Here is a 16,719-nt window from a genome sequence, read left to right on the forward strand (position 1 = left end):
ATGGCAGAGGCGTTGCTTTAGGGGCGTGGGCCCATGGGGACGAGGGACTCGGGGCAGGTGGCCTAGGTATTCCTAGGCCGGAAGTCCGTACGCCGCGCGGGATTCACCGGCTTGTCATTGCTCCGCCACGGAAAACCCGATATACTCCTGGTCCCTTGACATCGATCAACCCGGCGCGCGCGGCGGCGGCGGTCACGGGCCTGGCCGCGGTCTACTATCTCGCGGCGAAGGCCGGGCTCGCGCTGGCCGTGGTCAACCCCAGCGTCAGCGCCGTGTGGCCGCCGTCGGCGATCGCCTTGGGCGCCATGCTCGTCCTGGGGCCCTCCTGCTGGCCCGGCCTGTTCGCGGGCGCCTTCCTGGTAAACCTTCACGCGGCCCTCTCGCGCCACGAGTTCGGCCTCGCGGCCTGCGTCCTGTCGGCCCTGGGCATCGCCGTGGGCAACACGCTCGAGGCCGTCGTCGGCGCCTGGGCGGTGAACCGCTTCGCCGGCGGCAAGCGCGCGATCGAACGCGCCGCCGACCTGCTCAAGCTGGCGATCTTCGCCGGGGGCCTCGCCACCGCGGTCAGCGCGAGCGCCGGCGTCCTGAGCCTGTGGGCCGCGGGCATGCTTTCCCCCTCCACCCCGGCCGCGGCCTGGCTGACCTGGTGGCTCGGGGACGCCTCCGGCCTCATCATCGGCGCGCCGATGATCCTGGCCTGGTGCGCGTCCCCGCCGCAGAAGTTCAAGGGCGGCTGGGCGGAGGCCGGGGCGCTGACCTTGCTGTCCGGAGTCACCCTCTGGTTCGTCTTCTTCCGGCACAACCACCCCATCGCCTATTTCACTTTGCCGTGGATCGTGTGGGCCTCCTTCCGCTTCGGAACGCGAGGCTCCGCGGCCGCCATTTTCGTCCTGGCCGCCGTCGCGGTCACCGGCACGCTCGACGGCCACGGCCCCTTCGCGATCGGCCGCGGGGGAACGAACCTCCTCCTCCTCCAGGGATTCCTCGCGACGACCGCCGTCAGCTGCTACGCGATGGCCGCCCTCGTTTGGGAGCGCGAACGGGCGGAGTCCGAGCTGCGGCGCTCGCGGGACCGCCTGGAGGCCGAGGTGGACCGGCGCACGCGGGAGCTCGTCCAGGCCCAGAAGATGGAGGCCGTCGGGCGCCTGTAGGGAGCCGTCGCGCACGAGTTCAACAACGTCCTCACCGGCGTCGTCGGGCTCGCCGAGCTGATCCGCAACGCCGCCCCCGCCGGCTCCCAAGCCGCCGTGGACGCCGGGGACATCGTCACCGCCAGCCGCCGCGGCGGCGCGCTCGCCAGGCGCCTGCTGTCGATGACCCGGCACGCCGCGGAGAAGAAGCCGATCAGCCTCAACGAGGCCGTCTCCGCGAACGAGAAGATCCTCCGGCTCGCCGCCGGCGAGAAGATCGAGCTGGCGCTCGACCTCGATCCCGCGGCGCCGGCGGTGCTGGCCTCCGCGGACCAGCTCGAGCAGGTGCTCCTCAACCTCTGTCTGAACGCGCGCGACGCGATGTCCGGGGCCGGGAGGATCACCGTCGCGACGCGCGCCCGGAGAGTCGACAAGTCCCTGCTCCTGTCCCACGGCGCCGTGGATCCCGGGGACTACGTCGTCCTCAGCGTCGCCGACACGGGCGCGGGCATCCCCGAGGACATCCGCTCGATGATCTTCGAGCCGTTCTTCTCCACGAAGAAGAGCGGCCAGGGCACCGGCCTGGGGCTGTCGATCGTCTACGGCATCATCGCCGATCACCAAGGCGCCATCGACCTCGTCAGCCGCCCCGGCGCCACCGAGTTCCGGCTCTATCTGCCCGTGACGCGGCGCGCGCCGCAGCCGACGCCCGTTCCCGCGCCCGCCCCCGCGCCGGCGCGCGGGACGGAGACCATCCTGCTCGCCGACGACGACGAGGCCGTGCGGGGGATCATCGTGCGCGTCCTCCAGCCGCTGGGCTACCGCCTGCTCGTCGCCGCCGACGGCGAGGAGGCCTGGACGCTCTATACGGAGAACGCCGGGAAGGTGGCGATGGCCGTGCTCGACGTGGTCATGCCCCGGCTCAAGGGCGACGAGGTCTACGCGCGCATCGCCGCGAGGGAGCCGGGCTTCAAGGTCCTGTTCATCAGCGGCCACGCGGCGGGCCGGGCCGAGCAGGCCATCCGCGCCGGGAACCACCCGTTCCTCGCCAAGCCGTTCGCCCTCGAGAGGATACCGGTCATGGTGCGCGAGATCCTCGACCGCGGGAAATGAGGACGATCCCCCTCGAGGCCGCCGCGCGGCTGTTCCTGAGCCGCCAGCACCTCGACCGGCCGGGGAAACGCGGGCTGAGCGCGGAGAACCTCGCCCGCTTCGTCGCGGACGCGGGCGGCCTGCAGCTCGACTCCATCAACGTCGCGGCGCGCGCCCACGAGCTGACGCTGTGGAGCCGCTTCGGGCCCTACGACCGCGCGGAGCTCGACCGCCTGGTCTACGGGCGGCGCGCCCTGTTCGAGTACTGGGCGCACGCGGCCTGCCTGATCGCCGAGAGCGACCGCCCGGCCTGGGCGCGCGCGATGGCCGATTACCGCCGCCGCCACACCGGCTGGTCGACCTGGCTCAAGGCCAATCCCCGCGTCCTGCGCCGCGTCGAGGCCGAGATCCGGACCCGGGGCCCCCTGTCGTCGTCGGACTTCGAGCGCCCCGCGGCCTCGGGCAAATCGGCCGGCTGGTGGGACTGGAAGCCGGCGCATCACGCGCTGCACTACCTCTGGATGACGGGCCGGCTCGCCGTCCACTCCCGGCGCCATTTTCAAAAGCGCTACGACCTGGCCGAGCGCGTCTTAAGACCGGTCGAGCCTCTCCCCAGAGCGGAGTTCCCGCGCTGGCACCTGCGCAAGACCTTGCGCGCGCTGGGCGCCGCCGCCGAGGCCGACCTGCCGCGCTACATGACCTTCCCCAGGCTCGACGCCGCCGAGCGGCGCCGCGCGCTCAAGGCGATGCTCCAGAGCGGCGAGGCCGTCGAGCTCGCCGTGGAGGGCCTCGGCGGGCGCTGGTACGCGCTGGCTTCGGACCTGCCCGCGCTCGACTCACCCCCGCCGGCCCGCGGCACGACCTTGATCTCGCCGTTCGACTCCCTGCTGTGGCACCGCGGCCGCGCCAAGGCGCTGTTCGGCTTCGACTACAAGATCGAGGTGTACGTCCCGGCGGCCAAGCGCGTGCACGGCTATTACTCTTTGCCCATCCTGCACGACGGGCGCCTGATCGGCCGCCTCGACCCCAAGAACCACCGCGAGGATGGTCGCCTGGAGGTCCGCTCCGTCCATTTCGCCGGGAAGCCCGGCGACGGCGCCTTGGCCGGGACTGCCGAGGCGCTGCGGTCCCTGGCGCGCTTCCTCGGCGCGGAGACGGTCACCGCGCCGGACGGCCCTCTGGCTTCGGCGCTGAAGACTTAGGCAGGTCCGCGGAGATCCGGCGCAGGATGTGGAGCAGGTCGCCGCAGCGGAGCGGCTTGCGCACGTACTCGATGACGCCGAGCTTGCGGATCTCCGACTCCAAGAGGCTCGCCGAGTCGTAGTACGCGGTGACCACCACGACCGGGATGCCGCGCGTCCGCGGGTTCTCCTTGAGCCTGCGGATCAGCTCCTGGCCGCCGTAGCCGGGGAGCATCAGGTCGCAGAGGATGATGCCGGGCTCGAGCGCGACGGCCGCGTCGTACCCCTCCGGTCCGGCGTAGGCGAAATGCGCCTCGAACTCGCCGCCGGCCAGGGCCAGCGCGAGCAGGCGCTGGAGGTCGCGGTCGTCCTCGACGCTGAGGACCCGGATCACTTCGCCGCCTCCGCCGGCGCGCCCGTCCAGCGCGGGAGCTCGAAGTGGAACCGGGCCCCGGCCTCGACGGTCTCGTCGAGCCACACGCGGCCCGCGTTCAGCGCGGCGAGCTCGCGGCAGATGGCCAGGCCCAGGCCGGTGCCCTTGTAGCCCTCGCCCCGGCCGCGGGTCAGCTGCATGTACGGCACGAAGATCTCCTCGGAGCGGCCGGGGGGCACTCCCGGGCCGTCGTCCTCGACCGTGACGCGCACCATCCCGCCCTCGCCGCGGGCGGCGACGCGCACTTTGCTCGCGGCGTGGCGCGCGGCGTTGTCGAGCAGGTTGCTCAGCAGCTGCGCGAAGTGGTCGACGTCGGCGCGCACCGGCGGCAGGCCGTCCGCCAGCTCCACCTCGACGCTCAGCGGCTTGGCCAAGGTGCGCCTCCAGTCCGACGCCAGCTCCGAGATCAGGCGGCCCGCGTCGACGCGGCGGACGTCCAGGCTCGCGCGTCCGGAGTCCAGGCGCGAGTAGTCCAGCGCGTTCATGACCAGGCGCCCCAGCCGGTCGAGGTTGCGGCTCGCCATCTCGACGAGCTCGGCCTGCCCGGCGGTGAGCGGGCCGACCAGCCCCTCGGCGAGGTTGGCGACGGCCGCCTGGGCGACGGTCAGCGGGGAGCGCAGCTCGTGCGAGACGGCGCCGAGCAGGCGGTCCTTGAACTGGTCGGCCTTGCGGCGCTCGCGCACCTCGGCGCGCAGCTTCTCCAGCTCGCGCAGCTCGCGCAGCAGCGCCGAGCGCTCGATCGCGAAGCGGATCGAGCGGCCCAGCAGGATCATGTTCAGGCGGTCCTTGTTCAGGTAGTCCTGCGCGCCCAGGCCGATCGCCTCGAGCCCGACGGCCTCGTCCTCGAGGCAGGTCAGCACCACGATCGGGATCCCGCCCGCCTTGGCGACCGTCGCGGCGACCGTCTCCAGGCCGCGGCTGTCCGGCAAGGTGAGGTCGAGGAGGATCACGTCGTAATCCCCCCGCGCGATCTCCTGGAGGCCGGCCCTCAGCGTGTCGGCGCCCTCCAAGATGAAGCGCTGGTCCGGCCCGCACGCCTCGTTGAGGCGCATCCCCATCAACAGCACGGCCTCGGGATCGTCATCGATGATCAGGGCGTTCACGCGCTCGGGAGCGGTCATGTCACCAATGTAATCCCCGGGGCGGCCCCGCGCCAGGCGGGGGGCGTCAGAAAAAGTCAGCGCCGGTCAGCGCCCGTCGGGGTCAGACCTTCAGGCGCGAGGTCAGGAAGGCCCAGGCGAACAGCGCGCGGGTGGGCCAGTCGATGAGGGCGGAGAAGAGGCCCGCGGCGCTCGCGTCGTTGAGGTCGGCGCCGAGCCACAGGGCGAGGATGATCGCACCCCCCGCCCGCCACAGGGCGGAGGCCAACGCCGGACGCGAGCCCGACACGGCGAACAGGTCTCCGTGCCCGCGCTCCTTCCAGAGGCGCCAGAACAGCCCGGCCGCGGCGGCGGTCCAGGACCCGACGAAGAAGTAGAGCAGCACGCCGGGAAGCTCCACGGCCGTGCACGCGCGGGCGATGATGCGCGCGCCGGGCAGCCAGACCGAGAACGCGGCGAGGCCCCACACCCACGGCTCGCGGCCCCGCTCCGCGTCCTCCTCGGTGCGCGTCCACGCGCGGCGCGCCAGGGTCCAGGCGGCGGCGGCGAAGAGGACGTCGGCGACGAGCCAGGTCGAGCCCAGCATGCGCTCGGCGCGGTAGAAATCGAGCGCGGTCTTCACGCCGTAGACGGCCGCGGCCGCGCCGAGCGTGAAGACGAGGAACGCGACGGAGAGCATGCCCATCTCCGCGGGCTCCTCCTCGCCGCGGGGACGGATGCGGTCGGCGGCGTGGAAGGCCAGGACCGCGGTCATCCCCCCGTCGAAGAGGGCGCCGAGCGTGCCGAGCCAGTCGACGCCCAAGGGGTGGGGGCCGTACTGGAGGTCCTTGGCGTACACGCCGCCGTAGAGCATCGCCATCGCGGCGCCGGCCAGGAAGACCTCCCCGTCCTCGCCGCGGCGCCGGGCGCGGCTCGCCTCGAGGAGCAGGAACAGCCACAGGTACGGGAAGACGAAATGCCACAGCCCGATCGCGCCCCAGCCCAGGCGCACGACGTCGCCGCTGATGAGCAGCGCCAGCGCCGCCGCGCCGAGGGCTCGGGCGAGCATCCCCGGCTAGGGCCTGACCGCGACGGCGTCGATCTCGACGGCGGAGCCCTTGGGCAGCGCCGAGACCTGCACGGTCGCCCGCGCCGGGAACGGCGCCCGGAAGCGCTTCGCGTAGACCTCGTTCATCTCCGCGAACTTCCCGAGGTCGGTCATGTACACCGTGGTCTTGACCACGTCGTCCATGGTCAGGCCCGCGGCCAGCAGGACCTCGAGTATGTTCTTCAGGCACTGCTCGGTCTGCTCGGCCACGCTGCCGTCGACGAAGGAGCCGTCGGCGCGCAGCGGCGTCTGGCCCGAGACGAAGACCATGTCGCCGGCGGAGACGCCCTGGGAGTACGGCCCGATCGCCCCCGGCGCCTTCCCCGTGATGACCGGCAGGATTTTTTTGTCGCCCATGTGATTCGTATCCTTTTTAAGAGAAGCCCGGAATCCGGGCGCTCCGCCGGCTATCCTCGAGGATAGCCGGCGGCGATCATTTCAGGGACTCCAGCAGAGCCTTGTTGGTCTTGTGCACGCGCATCATCTCGGTCAGCGCCTTGATCGCCTCGATGTCGCCCATGCCCGCCACGAGGCGGCGCAGCTTGTAGACGCCCTCGAGGTACTCCGGGGTGAACAGCTTCTCCTCCTTGCGGGTACCGCTGTCGCGGACCTTGAGCGCCGGGAAGATGCGCTGCTCGGCGGCCTGACGGTACAGCACCAGCTCCATGTTGCCCGTCCCCTTGAACTCCTGGAAGATGATGTCGTCCATCTTCGAGCCGGTGTCCACGAGGATGGTCGCCAGTATGGTCAGCGAGCCCGCGCCCTCGAGCTTGCGCGCCGCGCCGAAGAAGCGGCGCGGGATCTCCATCGCGCGCGAGTCGAGGCCGCCCGACATCGTGCGGGACCCCGTCGCGAACTGGTTGTACACGCGCGCCAGGCGCGTGAGGGAGTCGAGCAGGATGAAGACGTCCTCCCCCTCGACGACCTTCTGGAGCGCCGTGCGGAACAGGTCCTCGGCGATCTTCTTGTGCTGCTGGTAGCTCTGGTCGGACGAGGAAGCCCACACCTCGGCGGGCACGGAACGCTTGAAGTCCGTGACCTCCTCGGGGCGCTCGTCGACCAGGAGGCAGTACTGGCGCACCTTCGGGTCGATCTCCTTGATCGCGTTGGAGACCTGCTTGAGGAACGTGGTCTTGCCGGCCTTCGGAGGGGCGACGATGAGGCCGCGGGTGCCCTTGCCGATGGGAGCCAGAAGGTCGAGCGCCCGCATGGACGGGTCGGTCGAGCCCTTCTCGAGCTGGAACCACTGGTAGGGATCGACGGGCGTCAGCGCCGAGAACGCCTGCTCGACGTCGGAGCGCACGGGCGCCTGGGGGACCTGGGGAGGGCGGGAGCCGTTCTGCTGCTGCTGGCGATTGCCGCCGCCGTAGTGCTGGCCGCCCTGGCGCTGACCATGCTGCTGGCCTCCCTGGTGTTGGCCTCCGCCCTGGCCGCCGCTGCGGCCGCGTCCGCCGCGGCGACGCCGCCGGCGCCGGCCTTGGCCGTCGCCGCCGCCTCCGTGCTGCTGCTGGCCGCCTTGGTGGGCGGCTCCGCCGCCCCCGCCGCCTTGGGACTGCTGACGGGGCGGCTGGTCGCCGCTCCCGCCGCCCGGAGGGTTCGACCCCGCCGCGCCGCCTTGTCCCGTCGTCTCTTCGTTCATCATCTCTATTATCCTCTCGAAATCTTCGCGCCCGTCCACATCTCCTCGGCTCCGGGGAATTCCCCGGCCCATCGCGAGTCGAGCGCTTTCAGCGCGTGACCCAAAAACACGGCCGCCGCGGGCAGCACTTCCTCGGCGCGCCGCCCCGGCCGCGTCGCATCGGAGAACACGTGGCCCCAGGGCAGGCCCTGCGCCGAGCCGCGGGCGAAATCGACGACGGAGCCGAGCACGGCCTCGACGGCCTCGCCCGGCACCGCGTACGCCTCGGCCCGCTCGCGCAGGCGCGCGCTCGGCCAGTGGGTCTCCCAGTCCGGGTCCTGCAGCTCGGCCAGCGAGGCGACGGCGCGCGCGGTCGAGTCCTTCTCGGCGACCCAGCGCATCATCAGGCAGATCTCCGCGATCCCGCGGAGGATCGGGAGGGCCTCGTTGGCGAGCCCGCGCTCGCTGAGCGCCATGACGGCGTTCGCCTGGGCGATCGCGCGCGCGGCCATGATCATCAGGGCGCGGTCGGCGGGGTCGGACGCGGACAGCCTCCGCCCGACGCGGGAGAAGCCCGCGTCCATGCGGACCTTGGCAAGACCCGTCAAAGCGAGCATGTCTTTCATGAATCGAACCGGTGCAGGCCGACCTTGGGGACGGACGTCCCGAGCATGCGGCGGGCCAGGCGCTGGAAGCGCTTCGGCGCGTCGGACGCGTAGAACTCGCGGCGGCCGCGCCCGCCCCGGGGCGCGCGCAGGCCGAGGTCGCAGAGGATCGTCTCCGTCTCGCGCGCGGTCTCCTCCGCCGAGTCGATGAGCCGCACGCGCGAGCCGAGCGCCCGGGCCAGGACCGGCTTGAGGTACGGGTAATGCGTGCAGCCGAGGATCACGACGTCCACGCGGGCCTTGCGCAGCGGGGCCAGGTACCTGCGGGCCACGGACTCGACGACGTCCCCGCTCCACCAGCCCTCCTCGACGAGCGGCACGAACAGGGGGCACGCGGCCGACGCGGTGCGCGCGCCCTTCTTGAGCGCCCGGATCGCCTTCTCGTAGGCGCCGGACTTGACCGTCGCCTCGGTGCCGATGACGCCGATGCGCCCGCCGCGCGAGACGCCGAGCGCCCCGCGCGCGCCGGGCTCGATGACGCCGACGACCGGGACCTTCACGGCCCGGCGGATCGCCGGCAGGGCCCACGCCGAGGAGGTGTTGCAGGCGACGACCAGGAGCTTGATGCCGCGCTTGGCGAGGAAGCGGGCCACCTCGCTGGAGTACCGCGCGATCGCCTCGGGGGACTTCGAGCCGTAGGGGACGTGCGCGGTGTCGCCGAAATAGATCAGGGACTCCTCGGGCATGCGCCGGGCGAGGACCTTGAACACTGTCAGGCCGCCGAGGCCCGAGTCGAACACGCCGATCGGGGACTTTTTTCTCATTCGAGCCACCCCTGACGCTTCGCGTATTCCGCGACGCCCGCCGCCACGCCCTCGGCCATCGTGCGCCGGAACCGGCGGGAGGTCAGCTTCGCCTCGTCCTTCGCGTGGCTCACGAAGGCCATCTCGACGAGTATGGCCGGCGCGTGCGTGCCGCGCAGGACGTAGAAGCCCGCCTGCTTGGCCCCGCGCGCCTCGATGTCGACGCGCTTGCCGATCGTCCTATCGGCAAGCGCGGCGAAAGCCGCGCTCTCGTTGATCATCTCGGTCTTCGTCATCGCCAGCAGGATCATCTTCGCCATCTCGTCCTGGGGGTTCTTGCCCTCGAGCTCGAGGACGGCGTTCTCGGAGGCCGCCAGGGCCTCGGCCGCGGGGTCGGACGCGGTCTCGGAGACCGAGTAGACCTCGAAGCCGCTCTCGCGCTTGTTCCCGGCCGCGTTGCAGTGCAGCGAGACGAACAGGTCCGCGCTGCGGCTGTTGGCGAGCTCCGAGCGCTCCGACAGCGGCAGGAACACGTCCTCCTCGCGCGTCAGCAGCACGTCGAAGTCGCCGCGCTCCTTGAGGACGCGGGAGAGCTCGAGGGCCGCGGCGAGGTTCACGTCCTTCTCGCGCGTGCCCCGCGCGCCCGTGGCGCCGGGGTCCTTGCCGCCGTGGCCGGGATCGATGACGATCAGGCGGCGCCGCTTGGGAGCCTCCTTCGGCGCCTGCGTCCCGGTCCTCGCGGACGGCCTCGCCGCGGGAGCCGCGACGGCGGCCTTCGGCGTCTCCGTCGGGGGCTCCTCCTCCGCCGCGGCGGCGGGCGCCTCGGGAAGGGACGCCCCGGGGGCGTAGACGTCGAGGACCGCGCGGCGCGGATCGGACAGCTCCGAGGCGCGCCAGCGCTGGCCGGTCTCCGCGAAGCGGACGGACAAGCGCACGAGCTTGGCCTCCTGCTTGAGCGTGTAGGACTCGATGATCCCGTCGTCGACGCTTCCCTTGTCGTCGCCCTCGGCGACGCCGAAGTCCACGACGAGGTCGACCCCGCCGGTGCCGCGCGCGGCCGCGCGGTACGAGGCGCCGGGCGCCAGCTCGAGCGTGATCCGGGTGTGCCCCTTGTACGAGAACGCCCGCGGCGAGCCGACCGTCCCCGTCTTCTCGACGAGCAAGGTCTTCGTCCTCTCGTCGTAGCGGGTCTGATGGCCGCTCCACGACGCGAACTCCGGCCCCGTCAGGAACGAGAGGGGGACGAAGGCGCGCGAGGCGCGGACGATGACGGGGTCGCCCAGCTTTAGCTCCCGGTCCCCGGCCGCGGCCTTCTCCGAGCCGACCACGAGCTGCAAAGTGCGGCCGCGCAGGCTCAGCTGCACGCGGCCGGACACGGGATACCAATAGACCTGGCCGCCGTACAGCGCCCCGACGCGCTTGGCGTCGATGTACGCCCTGCCCCCCGCCCGGTAGGACTCCGCGGCCTCCTGGGCCTTGCCGGAGACGACGACGGCGATCTCCTCGGCGCGCGCCCGCAGGGGCGCGGCCGAGAGGATCGCGAGGGCCGCCGTCAGGAGGACGAGGTTCTTCATCTATTCCAGGACGATGTGATAGTCCTCCCACATCAGGTTCGCATCGGACTGGATGCGCACGGCGCGCTGGACGTTCTTCTCGATGATGGGCTGCTGGGAGCGGAACGAGTCCGCGACCGACGGATGCAGCGAGACCTTGATCGAGCCGCCGGGGCGCCCTCCCGTCATCTCGAAGATCTCGCGCTGGATCTTGATGCGGAGGGTCTCGACGGAGAGCACCCGTCCCGACGCCCGGCACTGCGGGCACTCGGTCGTGAGCAGGGCGGCGGTGGACATGCGCTTGCGCTCGCGCGTGAGCTCGATCAAGCCCAACCTCGTGATAGGCAAAATGCGGATCTTGGCCCGGTCCCCCCGGCACGCGTCGGCGAACGCCTCCATGACCTTCGCGCGGTTGGACGCCTTGCGCATGTCGATGAAGTCGACGACGATGATGCCGCCGATGTTGCGCAGGCGGATCTGGTTGGCCACGAGCGTGGCGGCCTCGATGTTGGTCGCCGTCACGGTCTCTTCCTGGGACTTGGAGCCCGTGAAGCGGCCGGTGTTGACGTCGATCGCGCACAACGACTCCGCCTCCTGGATCACGATCGAGCCGCCGTTGGGCAAAGACACCTTCGTCTCGCGGATCGTCTCGATCTGCTTCTCGATGTTGAAGGCCTTGAAGATCGGCGTCTTGGCCTCGTAGAGCTTGATGCGGTCCTTGAGCTCCGGGGCGAAGCCGTCGACGAAGTCGATGACCTGCTTCTGCGACTCCTTGCTGTCGAGCAGGTACACGTACACCTGGTCCGACAGGACGTCGCGCGCGATCTGCATCGCGAGGCCCAGGTCGTTGTGCAGGATGGAGGGAGACGGCAGCTCCTCGTGCTTCTTCTGGACCGAGGCCCAGAGGTTCTGGAGGTACTTCACCTCGCGCTCGAGCTCCTCCTCGGTAGCACCCTCCGCCTCGGTGCGCACGACGACGCCCTTGCCGTTGAGATGCGCCTTCACGAGCTTGTCGACGATTTTCTCGAGGCGCTGGCGCTCCTCGGGCTCGGCGATGTGCTTGGAGATGCCGACGTACTCCTGGTAGGGAGTGAACACGAGGTACCGTCCCGGCAGGGACACGTCCATCGTGACCTTGGGCCCCTTGGTGCTGATCGCCTCCTTGGCGACCTGGACCATGACGGTCTGGCCCTTCTTCAGCGTCTGGTCGATCGGCGCGTTCTTGTCGCCGAGCACGTCGGAGATGTAGAGGTACGCGTTCTTCTCGAAGCCGATGTTGACGAAAGCCGACGAGATGCCGGGGAGCACGTTCTCGACCGTGCCCTTGTAGATGTTGCCGACGATGTTCTGGGAGCTCTTGCGCTCCCAGTGGAGCTCGGCCAGGCGGCCGTTCTCCAGGATCGCGATGCGGGTCTCCTCGAAGCTGGTGTTCGCCAGCACCTCGCGCTTGACCGGGCCGCGCGTGCTCTTGCCGGCGTTGGTGCGCTCCATGCCGCGGTCGCGGCGCTCGTCGCGCCGCTCGTCGCGGTGGCGGTCGCCGCCGCGGCCTTCGCCGCGCCCGCGTCCGCCGTCCCGGCGCTCGTCGCGCCGTCCCTGCTGGTCGCGGCGTCCCTGATCGCGCCGCTGGTCCTGGCCGTGGCGCTCGTGGCGGTCGCGCCCGCCGCCCTGTTGAGGCTCCCGCCGCTCCTGGGGAGGCCGCTCGGGGGACGGCGTCTGTCCGGGGGCGCCCGGCGCCTGCGGAGCCGCGCCCGCCTGGCCGGTCTGAGGATTCTGACCGCCGCGGTCGCCGCCTCGCCCGCCGCGGCGGCGGCGCCGGCGCCGGCGGCCGCCTTCGCGGGGCTCGGAGCCGGGCTGGCCGGGGTTCGCCGGAGCCGCGGGCGCTCCGCCCTCGGCGGACGGAGCCGGCGCGGCGGCGGAGCCGGCGCCCGTCAGAGGGATCTCGACGGAGACCTCGGGTCCCTCATCCTCGGCCTCCTCCTCGTCGTCCGAGTCTCCGGAGGCGTCGGAGGCCTGAGGGATGTCGCGGTCGGCCTCGACGGGGCCGTCGGCGCGAGGATAGAGGTCCTCGCGGGACGGGGCCTGAGGCGCGGGCGCAGGCGTCGGCGCGGCCGGCGCCGGCGCCTCGATGGCCGGCATGGGGGCGACGGCGGCGGGCGGAGGCGCAGCCTCCGCCCTTCCCGGAGTCGAGTCGTCGTGCACGCGGACCGGCTCGACGCGGGTCGGCGTCTCGACCGGCGCGTCGTTCTTCTGGATCTGATCGTTGTCGTTGGACACAAGTCCTCCGGAGATTAAAGCAGCGCGTACCGACGCGCGTAGATGTTGGCGACGATGCCGAGCGTCCACAGAGTGACGAGGAGGCTCGAGCCGCCGTAAGACACGAGAGGCAAAGGCACGCCGGCGACGGGCATGAGGCCCACGCACATGCCGACGTTGAGAACGAGCTGGAACGCGATCGTCGAGGCCAGGCCCGCGCACACCAGATAGCCGTAGCGGTCGCGCGCCTGCCGCGCGGCCGCCACGATGCGCCACAGAAGGATCATGTACAGACCGAGGATCAGCGACGTGCCCCAGAAGCCCATCTCCTCGCCGACGTTGGCGAAGACGAAATCCGTGTGCCGCTCAGGCAGGAAGCCGAGCTGGGACTGGGTCCCCGAGAACAGGCCCTTGCCCCACATCCCCCCCGAGCCGAGCGCGATCTGGGATTGGATGACGTTGTACGACGCCCCCTGCACGTCGCTCTGCGGGGCGATCCACGAGACGAAGCGGTTGCGCTGATAGCCCTTGAGCTGCCGGTGCACGACGATGCCCGAGAGCAGGGCCGCCGAGAGCAGGATCGGGATCGCCGCGAAGGCCGCGGGCCTGACCTGCACGCGCATCCAGCTCGCCACGCGCCAGGCCAGGAAGCCGATCGCGCAGAATATCCCGATCGCGGCCAAAGTCGCCCAGCCCATGCGCGAGGTGGCCAGGATCATGCCCGGCAAGGTCGTCGCCGAGGCGAGCGGATAGCGCACCTGGCAGATCGTGTAGATCAGCGGCACCGAGATCGCGACGCCGCCGAAGCCGAAGATCGCGCCGAGCTGGAACATGTCCGCCCCGGCGGCGAACATCATGCCGAAGATCGCGGGCACGAAGGTCAGGGTCGTCGAGAAGTCGGGCTGCTTGAGCACGAGGGCCATCACGGGCCCGCAGAGGGCCAGGCCAAGCAGGATCGTCGAGAGGTCTCCGATCTTGCGCGCCCGCCGGTCCAGGAAGTCGGCGAGGGCCAGGATGACCAAGGTCCGCGCCATCTCCGCGGGCTGGAAGCTGAAGCCGAACAGGTGGATCCAGGAGCGCTGGCCGCGCGAGATCCTGCCCAGGATCAAGGTCGCCGCGACGATGACGATTGCCAGCGCGTAGACGAACTTGCTTTGGTCCTGGAACACCTGGTAGTTGAACGCGAGCGTGAGCGTGAACAAGGTGATGCCGAGGGTCAGCGCGATGAAGTGCTTCTGCAGGATCGAGGAGTAGAAGCTCGTCGTGCTGGCGGCCGACAGCATCGCCAGCGTGCCGGCGATGATGAGCCCCGCCACGGCCGCGATGTAGGTCCAATCGACGCGGCCGGACAGGCCGGACTGCACGCGCACGGCGCGGGCCATCGTCATCAGCGCGTCCTCCCGGGCACGGGAAGAGGCATCGGCACGGGCGCCGGCACCGGGGCCGCGGCCGGGGCGGCGCGGCGCGGCGCGGACGGGTCCTCGATCCCGAAGTGGGCCAGGATCATCCTGCGCGCCACGGGCGCGGCCGTCGAGCCGCCGTGACCTCCGTTCTCGACGAGGACGGCGACCGCGATCGAGGCGGGCTCGCCGGGCTTGGCCGCGTAGGCGACGAACCAGGCGTGGTCCTCGCCGTGAGGGTTCTGCGCGGTGCCCGTCTTGCCGGCCACGACCAGGCCGGGGACGCGCGCCCCGCCGCCGGTCCCGGAGGAGACGACCACCTCCATGGCGCGCTGGACCTCGTCCCAGGCCTCTTTCCTGGCCGGGACGACGCGGCGAAGCTCGGGGTTCTTCAGCGAATCGGGACGGCCGTCGGCGTACACGATCTTCTGGATGTAGCGCGGGCGCCACACGCTGCCGCGGCTGGCCAGGGCCGCGGTGGCGATCGCCATCTGCAGCGGCGTGACCGTCAGCTCGCCCTGCCCGATGGCGAGATTGAGCGTGTCGCCGTCGTACCAGCTCTTCCCCGCCTTCTTGCGCGTCTCCGGCCCGAACAGATGGCCGCCCTTCTCGAACTTGAGCGGGATGCTGGTGATCTGGCCCAGGCCGAAGTCGCGGGCGAAGCGCTCGATGGCCGCGCCGCCGACCTTGAGGCCGGTCGTGTAGAAATAGACGTCGCAGGAGAGTGCCAGGCCCATGAGCCAGGACACGCGCTTGTGGCCCTTATGCTCCCAGCACAGGAAGGTGCGCCCGCCGATCGCGAAATGCCCGGGGCAGAACACCGAGTCGTCGGGCTTGACCCGCCCCTCGCTGAGCGCCGCGAGCCCCACGATCGGCTTGAACGTCGAGCCCGGGGGATAGGCGCCGGAGATCGCGTTGTTGAACTCGCTCAGGCCCGCGACGGTGCTCTGGACCTCGCCGGGGTCGGTGGAGAGGAAGGCGTTGGGGTCGAAATCCGGCTGGGAGCTCATCGCGAGCAGGTCGCCGTTGCGCGGGTCGATGGCGACCGCGCCGCCGCGGCCCGTCGAGGTCGCGCGCAGGCCCTCGTCCGCCGCGCGCTGGACCGCCGCGTCGATCGTCAGGTGGACGTTGCTGCCCGCCTCGAACGGGAGCTTGTCGATGACGCGCTTGAGGCGCCCCTGCGCGTCGACCTCCATGCGCAGGCCGCCGTCGCGGCCGCGCAGCTCGTCCTCGAAGATGTTCTCGAGGCCCAGGCGCCCGGTGCGCGAGTCCACGCGATAGCCCATCGGCTTGCGCTTGCGCCATTCGGCTTGGTTCATCTTGCCCATGTAGCCGAGCAGGTGGCTGGCGAAGCGCCCGAACGGATAATAGCGCCGCGCCTCGACGATGAGGACGACGCCGGGATAGATGGTCTTCAGCTCGGACAGCCGGAACATCGTCTGCGTGGGAAGGTTCTCGGCGAGGCGCACGGCGCTTTCCTCGCGCACCGCCTGCTCGAGGTCCTCGAGAAGCTTCTCGGGGTCCCGGTCGAGCTGGCGCGCGAGCTCCTGCGCGAGCGGCTTGAGGTCCTGATGCCGCTGATCCTTGCCGGGAGGCAGGTAGATCAGGGAAAAAGCGGGCGCGTTGGTGGCCACCGGCACGCCGTTGCGGTCGTAGATCCGGCCGCGCGGGGCGTTCTGGTGGATCATCTGCGAGCGGTTGCGCTCCGCGGCCAGGCGCCACTCGGCGGCCTGGACGAGCTGCATCTGCGCCAGGCGCAGGCCGAGGACGAGGCCGGCGGCCGCGATGCAGTACCAAAGGATCTCCAGCCGCTCCTGCGGCACGGCCCCTCCGCGGCTCATCTGTCGTCCCTCGCGTCCCACAACAGCGCGGCGACGGTCGCCGCGACGACGTTCAGGAACGGGGTCGCGAGCACGGCGATCCAGCCGCTCCACTCGAAGCTCCTCGTGAAGGCCAGGCCGAGCAGGCCGAGCCCGATGAAGCCGCCCCAGGTGAACAGGAAGGTCACCGCGGCGAGAGGACCGGCGGCGCGCAAGTCGATCTGGCGGCGGGCGACCCCCACGAAATAGGCGGCCAAAGTGAGGATGAGGGCGCTCGCGCCGAACAGCTCCGCGCGCGCGACGTCGAGATACAGGCCCCAGCCGAAACCCGCCAGCATGCCCAGGACCGGCCCGCGGCGCGCGGCGAGGAGGATGGTCAGCACGAGCAGGAACTGCGGCGCCGCGCCCCAGTAGGCGAAGTGGGTGTTCCACCACCATTGCAGGAACATGGCGGCGATGAACGCGGCGATCCCGCGCACGAAGCCGATCATTGCGGGTCCTCGGGATCGACGACCTCGAAGGCCTGATCGGCGTCGGAAGGCGCCGGCGCGGCCGAGGGAGCGGCGGCGGGCGCCTTGCGGCGGCGGGGGCGAGGGGCCGTCGTCGCGGGGACCGCCGCGGCCGCCGGCGCGGGGGCCGGCGCC

Annotated in this window: 16 protein-coding genes; 3 read left to right on the top strand and 13 right to left on the bottom strand. The window is 71.3% G+C overall.

Features of this window, described 5'->3' with window-relative positions:
* The first annotated feature begins 155 nt into the window (after positions 1 to 155).
* From HYV14_13360 to HYV14_13370, 3 genes are all read left to right on the top strand, one after another.
* Complete coding sequence (locus HYV14_13360; protein MBI2386974.1) at positions 156 to 1,151, top strand: MASE1 domain-containing protein; 996 nt, start codon at positions 156 to 158, stop codon at positions 1,149 to 1,151.
* Positions 1,152 to 1,247: 96 nt separating this feature from the next.
* On the top strand, positions 1,248 to 2,243 hold the full coding sequence (locus HYV14_13365; protein MBI2386975.1) for a response regulator: 996 nt from the start codon (positions 1,248 to 1,250) through the stop codon (positions 2,241 to 2,243).
* Positions 2,240 to 3,424 (top strand): YcaQ family DNA glycosylase, encoded by a 1,185-nt coding sequence (locus HYV14_13370; protein MBI2386976.1) that lies wholly within the window; start codon positions 2,240 to 2,242, stop codon positions 3,422 to 3,424. The genes HYV14_13365 and HYV14_13370 overlap by 4 nt, the downstream gene beginning before the upstream one ends.
* Here HYV14_13370 and HYV14_13375 read toward each other — a convergent pair.
* The 13 genes from HYV14_13375 to HYV14_13435 all read right to left on the bottom strand — a co-directional run.
* On the bottom strand, positions 3,381 to 3,797 hold the full coding sequence (locus tag HYV14_13375) for a response regulator (GenBank protein MBI2386977.1): 417 nt from the start codon (positions 3,795 to 3,797) through the stop codon (positions 3,381 to 3,383). The genes HYV14_13370 and HYV14_13375 overlap by 44 nt on opposite strands.
* Positions 3,794 to 4,957, bottom strand: coding sequence for a hybrid sensor histidine kinase/response regulator (locus HYV14_13380; protein ID MBI2386978.1), 1,164 nt, complete (start codon positions 4,955 to 4,957; stop codon positions 3,794 to 3,796). The genes HYV14_13375 and HYV14_13380 overlap by 4 nt, the downstream gene beginning before the upstream one ends.
* An 82-nt stretch (positions 4,958 to 5,039) precedes the next feature.
* A complete protein-coding gene (locus tag HYV14_13385) occupies positions 5,040 to 5,984 on the bottom strand; it encodes a hypothetical protein (protein MBI2386979.1) in 945 nt (314 codons plus the stop codon).
* Positions 5,985 to 5,990: 6 nt separating this feature from the next.
* Positions 5,991 to 6,380, bottom strand: coding sequence for a RidA family protein (locus tag HYV14_13390; GenBank protein ID MBI2386980.1), 390 nt, complete (start codon positions 6,378 to 6,380; stop codon positions 5,991 to 5,993).
* 76 nt (positions 6,381 to 6,456) lie between these two features.
* Entirely contained in the window at positions 6,457 to 7,662 is a 1,206-nt protein-coding gene (gene rho, locus HYV14_13395) for a transcription termination factor Rho (GenBank protein ID MBI2386981.1), read from the bottom strand.
* An 8-nt stretch (positions 7,663 to 7,670) separates the two neighbouring features.
* The gene (locus HYV14_13400) at positions 7,671 to 8,267 is read right to left on the bottom strand and encodes a hypothetical protein (GenBank protein MBI2386982.1); all 597 of its coding nucleotides are present in this window, start codon (positions 8,265 to 8,267) and stop codon (positions 7,671 to 7,673) included.
* Positions 8,264 to 9,070 carry a glutamate racemase gene (locus HYV14_13405; GenBank protein MBI2386983.1) on the bottom strand — a complete coding sequence of 269 codons (807 nt, stop codon included), beginning with the start codon at positions 9,068 to 9,070 and terminating at the stop codon, positions 8,264 to 8,266. Before HYV14_13405 ends, HYV14_13400 begins: the two co-directional genes overlap by 4 nt.
* Positions 9,067 to 10,623 (bottom strand): N-acetylmuramoyl-L-alanine amidase, encoded by a 1,557-nt coding sequence (locus tag HYV14_13410; protein MBI2386984.1) that lies wholly within the window; start codon positions 10,621 to 10,623, stop codon positions 9,067 to 9,069. Before HYV14_13410 ends, HYV14_13405 begins: the two co-directional genes overlap by 4 nt.
* Positions 10,624 to 12,876 (bottom strand): Rne/Rng family ribonuclease, encoded by a 2,253-nt coding sequence (locus HYV14_13415; protein MBI2386985.1) that lies wholly within the window; start codon positions 12,874 to 12,876, stop codon positions 10,624 to 10,626. It lies immediately after the preceding gene.
* Between the two features lie 14 nt (positions 12,877 to 12,890).
* Positions 12,891 to 14,243, bottom strand: a complete 1,353-nt coding sequence (gene rodA / locus HYV14_13420) for a rod shape-determining protein RodA (protein MBI2386986.1) — start codon at positions 14,241 to 14,243, stop codon at positions 12,891 to 12,893.
* The gene (gene mrdA / locus HYV14_13425) at positions 14,243 to 16,096 is read right to left on the bottom strand and encodes a penicillin-binding protein 2 (GenBank protein MBI2386987.1); all 1,854 of its coding nucleotides are present in this window, start codon (positions 16,094 to 16,096) and stop codon (positions 14,243 to 14,245) included. Before mrdA ends, rodA begins: the two co-directional genes overlap by 1 nt.
* On the bottom strand, positions 16,093 to 16,566 hold the full coding sequence (mreD, locus tag HYV14_13430) for a rod shape-determining protein MreD (protein ID MBI2386988.1): 474 nt from the start codon (positions 16,564 to 16,566) through the stop codon (positions 16,093 to 16,095). The genes mrdA and mreD overlap by 4 nt, the downstream gene beginning before the upstream one ends.
* Positions 16,563 to 16,719 (bottom strand): hypothetical protein (locus HYV14_13435; protein MBI2386989.1); only part of this gene is annotated, 157 nt, incomplete at its 5' end. The genes mreD and HYV14_13435, both read right to left, overlap by 4 nt.

This window comes from Elusimicrobiota bacterium (genome assembly GCA_016182905.1).
Classification (GTDB): domain Bacteria; phylum Elusimicrobiota; class Elusimicrobia; order UBA1565; family UBA9628; genus GWA2-66-18.